The organism is Pseudorhodobacter sp., from assembly GCF_030452865.1.
In the GTDB taxonomy this organism is placed as follows: Bacteria; Pseudomonadota; Alphaproteobacteria; order Rhodobacterales; family Rhodobacteraceae; genus Pseudorhodobacter.
Genome location: NZ_JAKDLJ010000250.1, coordinates 1 through 5,347, shown reverse-complemented (window position 1 = coordinate 5,347; position 5,347 = coordinate 1). Strand labels below are relative to the sequence as shown.

The window sequence follows — 5,347 nt, the reverse complement described above, 5'->3', positions numbered from 1 at the left end:
GGCCCGCTGGATCCCGCCCGACATGCAGGAAGATGCCTCGATCAGCGGGCTGACGGTGGTGTCGCCGACCGAAGTACTGGCGACGCATTTGCTTGAAACGCTGAAGAACAATCTGGCGCAACTGCTGACATTGCGGTGCCTGCGCCGCCTGCTCGATGAGTTTGTCAATCTGTCCGACCCGGTTCGTGCCGCTGCCAACCGTCGGCTTTTGGATGAACTGGTCCCTGAAAAAGTGCCGGTCGATCTGCTTCTCGCGATCCTGCGCCTGCTGTTGGAAGAGCGCGTTTCGATCCGCAATCTCCCCTTGATCATGGAGGCAGTTGCGGAGGCGCGAAGCACGGGCGCACCGGAAATCATCTGTGAGCATGTGCGCCAGCGCCTCGGCTTTCAACTCGTCGCGGGTTTGCGGCGCGAGGACGGCACGATCCCACTGCTCCAGCTTGCGCCGGAATGGGAAAAGGCTTTTGCAACGCATCAGATTGACGGTGATAAGGGATTTCGCGATGTCGCATTGCCGCCGGATCAGTTCAGCCGTTTGGCCAATAATCTGGCGGAGAAGCTGAACAAAGCGGCGGAGAGCGGGGTGCAACCGGCGCTGGTCACCTCAACCCTGCGGCGCCGGTTTCTTCGGACGGTCCTGGCGGCCAAGGGGCTTTCAGCGCCGGTCCTGTCGTATGAGGAAATCGGGTTGGAGGCGCGGGCCGCGATGATCGGGCAGGTTCCGATTTGACGCCGCTTCTTTCCATCCTGACCAAACTGTCGGGCGAAAGCGAAGTCTGGATCTGGGCCGGGTTTCTGGTTTTCCTGCGGGTTGGCGCGGCAATGGCCCTGCTGCCCGCGTTCGGGGAACAGTCCGTCCCTCAGCGCGTCCGATTGAGTCTGGCACTTTGTTTCGCATTGATCGTTCTGCCCGCCGTTTCGGATCAGGTAACGCCCCTCGCGGGCAATCTGGTCCTGCCGATTACAACCGAAGTCACGGCTGGCTTGTTGCTGGGCATCGGGTTGAGAATGTTCATTTTTGCGCTACAGATCGCAGGGACGATGGCCGCGCAATCCACCTCGCTCGCGCAACTGTTTGCAGGTCAGGGGGCAGAGCCGCAACCGGCGATGTCAAACCTTTTTGTCATGGCCGCCCTTGCGCTTGCTGTCATGGACGGGTTCCACATTCGCGTCGTCGAACTGTTTATTCTGTCCTATGATGTTTTGCCGCCCGGCCAATTGCTTCCAGGCGATGCGGTCGCAACCTGGGGTGTCGCGCAAACCACCCGTGCGTTTACGCTGGCGTTCTCGCTTGCTGCGCCCTTTATTGCCGCCTCTGTCATCTACAACCTCGCGCTTGGTGTCATAAACCGGGCTATGCCACAATTGATGGTCGTATTTGTTGGGGCACCGGCGCTTACCTTGGGTGGCCTCGTGCTCCTGGCGCTTGCAACACCGCTACTGCTCGACGTCTGGATGCAGGCGCTCAGCAGCTTTATCGCCAGCCCCTTCAGGATATCACCATGAGCGAGGACGAACCCTCCTCCGAGAAGGAGCATGAGCCATCCCAGAAGAAGCTGGACGATGCGCGCAAAAAGGGAGAATTTCCCCGCTCGGCCGATTTGATCACAGCGGCATCCTATGCCGGTTTTCTGCTTGCCGCGGTCGCCGTCGGTGCGCAGTCGATGATCAACGCCGGGGGCATTCTGACGACAATCTTGGCGCGGGCCGACAAAATCGGTCCGACAATGCCTTTTGGCGCCGGAATTGGCCTTGCATTCGCAACAGCCGTATCACCTTTTTTCCTGCTGCCGATGATTGCCGCGGCGTTGATGGTGGTGGCGCAGCGCGCCATGGTTTTCTCGGCCACCAAGCTCGCCCCCAAACTCAACCGGATTTCACCCATCTCGGGCGCAAAGAACAAGTTTGGCCGCAAGGGACTGTTCGAATTCTTCAAGAGCTTTCTGAAACTCACCGTCATTTCAACGCTGCTTTTTGGTTTTCTATCCTACCGAGCCGAAGATTTCCTGCGCATGGTCTATCTCTCGCCCGCGCCCGCAACGGGCTTGTTGATGCGGCATATCGTCAGTTTTCTCACCCTGATCGTATTGGTCGCGCTGAGCATCGGCATCCTCGACTATTTTTGGCAACGGGCAGAGCATTTGCGCTCCAACCGTATGTCTCGCAAGGAAATGATGGACGAACACAAGGACTCAGACGGTGACCCGCATATGAAGGCCAGCAGACGGCAGCGGGCGCAGGAAATTGCCAGCAACCGAATGCTTTCCGATGTGGCGAAAGCAGATGTGGTGATCGTCAACCCGACCCATTTTGCGGTGGCCTTGCAATGGGATCGGTCAACCGGGCGCGCACCGATCTGCATTGCCAAGGGTACGGATGAAATCGCCTCACGAATCAGGGAGCGCGCTGCCGTGGCCGGGGTTCCGCTTCACTCCGACCCGCCGACAGCACGTCTTTTGCATGCCAGCCTGGAGGTCGGACAGGAGATCCATCCAGACCACTACCGCGCTGTGGCAGCGTCAATCCGGTTTGCGGAGATGATGCGAAAAAGGATGCCGAGATGAGCCGTTCAGAAAATGTCTAAAATATCACAGCATATGAGACTTCAAAAACTTGCACAGATGGCGTTGGATCAGGACCTGGCGGTTTTACGAGCCGCCGCAACCGCGCGTGACGCAAGTTTGCAACATCTGAAAGAACTGGCGCCTTCAGCCGCATCGGACCTTTCGCCGCTGCAACAGGCGCAAACGCTGTTGCGCTATGAGACCTGGGCAGACACCCGGCGAGCGGAGATCAATATGATTCTCGCACGCCAAACCGCAGAGTGGTTGGCACAGCGCGAGACAGCAAAAAAGGCGTTTGGCAAAACAGAGGCATTGCGCCTGCTGCAGGGGAAGATCATGCGTTGACCAGCATCCCAGGCCAATGGCAATGTTCGGGTCACCGGCGACGCCAAAACGGATGACATTCAGTGCCCATCCAGGCAAATCCTAGGGGTTCGCCGTGACCCTAAGACTGATCAACTCAGCTATCCTGACGTGAAATATCCGAGATCAGTACGTCTTTGACCAATTCGCCCAAGGTCTTTTTCGCAACTTCCAGCAATGCTTCGCGCAATGTGATCAGATTTTCACCACCTGTGAACACCCCCTCGAAACCACCTGCGTTTGCGTGGTCGAACAAGACCTGCAACATCGCATCGCGCAGTTTGGGTTCACGGTCATAAACGGCTTCTGTGCTGGCGAGCGTAACCTCAAGGCTCAGCGACAGGATAACCATCGACGAAACGCGGCCTTCCTTCAGCACCGGGACCACGAACTGATTGTTCAATTTGACAAATTCTGTGGTCACGGCGGCATGCGACATCGCTGCGGTTTCATCTGCGGCCCCCTCGGAAGGGCGCATGGCAAATCCGGCAGCGATTCCGGCACCCGCACCGACCAGGATGAGAATAACGGGGATGATTTTGGCTATCATTGCGATCAGAACGGCAAGACGGTGTCAGCAATCTGCTGACCATAGGCTGGTTGCTGGACATCCGTGATCTGACCCCGACCGCCGTAGGCAATACGAGCGCCTGCTATCCGGTCATAGGTAATCTCATTCTGCCGGGAAATATCGGCGGGGCGCACGTATCCTGTCACAATCAACTCCCTCAATTCAAAATTCACCCGAACCTCCTGTTGGCCCTCGATCCGAAGGACACCGTTCGGCAATTGCTCCACCACTGTTGCCGCAACCCGCAGGGTCAGTTTCTCGTTGCGCTGCACCGACCCCTGGCCGGCAAATTTCGAATCCGATGAGATCGCAACTGCCTCCGCCATGCTCGCCCCGACCGGCAGCTTTTCATCAAGCCGTTGCGGAATGCCAAAGAGTGATGGCACTCCCATCTGCTTTGAGCCTGATCTGCTGCGCCCGGTGGAATTCGAAATCTCCGCCTTGTCATCAATCTGGATCACAACTGTCAAGATATCGCCTCTTTTCCCCGCGCGCCTGTCACCGAAAAGCGAGCCGCTTTGGGCCGACCAAAGCGATGACGCCTCGGTAGGCCCATCGGGTTCCGCAAATTCAGGCATCGGCGTCGAATACATCGCGTGATGCTGATAACTCCCCTCCACCGGCGAGAACGCCGGGGCCTTGCCGGTTTCGGCAAGTTTGGAACAGGCTGGCAAAACGAGCAGCCCAAGCAAAAGAAATTTCATCGAAGTGTCCTTCAAGGGTTCGGTCCGACATTGACGCCGCCATCGGCAGTCACCCGCCCCATGACAACGCTACGGGAGGACAGGTTCATCACCCGGATTGCATCGCCGATTCCACCGCGCGCCAAGGCACGCCCGTCGGTTGCAATCGCCAGCGTGCCTGCCGCGTAGCGCAATGCAACAATCTGGTTACGGTCGATCAGCGCTGGTGGGCCAATATCACCCGCGCGAATTGCACGACCGGGATAAAGCGTTACCCGAGCCTCCTGCCCAACCACAGCTAAAACATCCGCCATTGCGCCAGGAATATCGGCCTCCACCACCGCGACATCGCTCGCGACAAGCACCGATTGCGCCCGGATAACGCGCGTTGCGACCACGCTCTCGGCATTGACCGGAACCGTGACGATGCAAAGCATAACAGCCAACCGCAGCATCAGCGCAACTGCGTGGCTGCGGATAACATCTGATCCGCAGCCGTGATGACCTTGGCGTTCAGCTCATACCCGCGCTGCGCCTTGATCAGTTCCGTCACCTCCCGCACCGCATCGACGGAGCTTTCCTCCAGATACCCCTGACGCAAACTGCCCAAACCATCCTGCCCGGCGGTGCCTTGCTGGGGTGGGCCGGAGGCTGCGGTTTCCAGAAAGAGGTTGGAACCGATCGCCTCCAAGCCCTTGTCATTCGTAAACCCGGTCAACGATAATTGCCCCATAAGTTGCGGCTGCACCTGACCGGCAAAATAGGCATAAACCTCACCCTCGGCATTGATCGCCACACTGCGCGCATCGGCTGGAATGGTGATGCCGGGGTTCACCTGAAACCCCTCGGAATTCACGATCAAACCATCGCCGGTCCGTTTCAGGCCACCATCGCGGGTGTAGGCGGTTTCCCCCGAAGGCAGTGTGACCTCCAGATAGCCTTTGCCCTCAATCGCGACATCAAGATCGCCGCCCGTCGCGGAGAGCGATCCCTGAGCGAGGATCACCGAGACCGAAGCCGCCCGCACCCCAAGACCAAGTTGCACACCCGTGGGCAACATCGCCCCATCCTGCGCCGAAATCGTTCCGGGCCGTGCAAGCTGTTGATAATGCAGGTCCGTAAATTCTGCGCGCCGCGCATTATAGCCTGTCGTCGACATGTTTGCG

8 protein-coding genes are annotated in these 5,347 nt (G+C 58.5%); 4 read left to right on the top strand and 4 right to left on the bottom strand.

Going from position 1 to position 5,347, the window contains the following annotated elements; translation table 11 throughout:
- From L0H65_RS13680 to L0H65_RS13665, 4 genes are all read left to right on the top strand, one after another.
- On the top strand, positions 1-730 hold a 730-nt coding region (locus tag L0H65_RS13680), incomplete at its 5' end, for an FHIPEP family type III secretion protein (RefSeq protein WP_301459604.1).
- Between the two features lie 14 nt (positions 731-744).
- On the top strand, positions 745-1,506 hold the full coding sequence (locus L0H65_RS13675; protein ID WP_301459605.1) for a flagellar biosynthetic protein FliR: 762 nt from the start codon (positions 745-747) through the stop codon (positions 1,504-1,506).
- A complete protein-coding gene (locus tag L0H65_RS13670) occupies positions 1,503-2,564 on the top strand; it encodes a flagellar biosynthesis protein FlhB (RefSeq protein WP_301459603.1) in 1,062 nt (353 codons plus the stop codon). The genes L0H65_RS13675 and L0H65_RS13670 overlap by 4 nt, the downstream gene beginning before the upstream one ends.
- A 33-nt stretch (positions 2,565-2,597) precedes the next feature.
- Positions 2,598-2,909, top strand: a complete 312-nt coding sequence (locus L0H65_RS13665) for a hypothetical protein (RefSeq protein WP_301459602.1) — start codon at positions 2,598-2,600, stop codon at positions 2,907-2,909.
- 115 nt (positions 2,910-3,024) lie between these two features.
- Here the strand turns inward: L0H65_RS13665 and L0H65_RS13660 are convergent, their stop codons facing one another.
- The 4 genes from L0H65_RS13660 to flgG all read right to left on the bottom strand — a co-directional run.
- Positions 3,025-3,477: a flagellar basal body-associated FliL family protein gene (locus L0H65_RS13660; RefSeq protein WP_301459601.1), complete on the bottom strand. Its 453-nt coding sequence runs from the start codon at positions 3,475-3,477 to the stop codon at positions 3,025-3,027.
- A 5-nt stretch (positions 3,478-3,482) separates the two neighbouring features.
- Positions 3,483-4,202 (bottom strand): flagellar basal body L-ring protein FlgH, encoded by a 720-nt coding sequence (flgH, locus tag L0H65_RS13655; protein WP_301459600.1) that lies wholly within the window; start codon positions 4,200-4,202, stop codon positions 3,483-3,485.
- A gap of 11 nt (positions 4,203-4,213) precedes the next feature.
- Positions 4,214-4,636 (bottom strand): flagellar basal body P-ring formation chaperone FlgA, encoded by a 423-nt coding sequence (flgA, locus tag L0H65_RS13650; RefSeq protein WP_301459599.1) that lies wholly within the window; start codon positions 4,634-4,636, stop codon positions 4,214-4,216.
- The coding region (gene flgG, locus L0H65_RS13645) for a flagellar basal-body rod protein FlgG (protein ID WP_301459598.1) at positions 4,636-5,347 on the bottom strand (712 nt) is incomplete at its 5' end. The genes flgG and flgA, both read right to left, overlap by 1 nt.

Bases quoted from the DNA above. Each gene is read 5' to 3' on its own strand.
- L0H65_RS13670 (WP_301459603.1), top strand. From the start codon at position 1,503: ATGAGCGAGGACGAACCCTCCTCCGAGAAGGAGCATGAGCCATCCCAG.
- flgA (WP_301459599.1), bottom strand. From the start codon at position 4,636: ATGCTGCGGTTGGCTGTTATGCTTTGCATCGTCACGGTTCCGGTCAAT.
- L0H65_RS13660 (WP_301459601.1), bottom strand. From the start codon at position 3,477: ATGATAGCCAAAATCATCCCCGTTATTCTCATCCTGGTCGGTGCGGGT.
- flgH (WP_301459600.1), bottom strand. From the start codon at position 4,202: ATGAAATTTCTTTTGCTTGGGCTGCTCGTTTTGCCAGCCTGTTCCAAA.
- L0H65_RS13665 (WP_301459602.1), top strand. From the start codon at position 2,598: ATGAGACTTCAAAAACTTGCACAGATGGCGTTGGATCAGGACCTGGCG.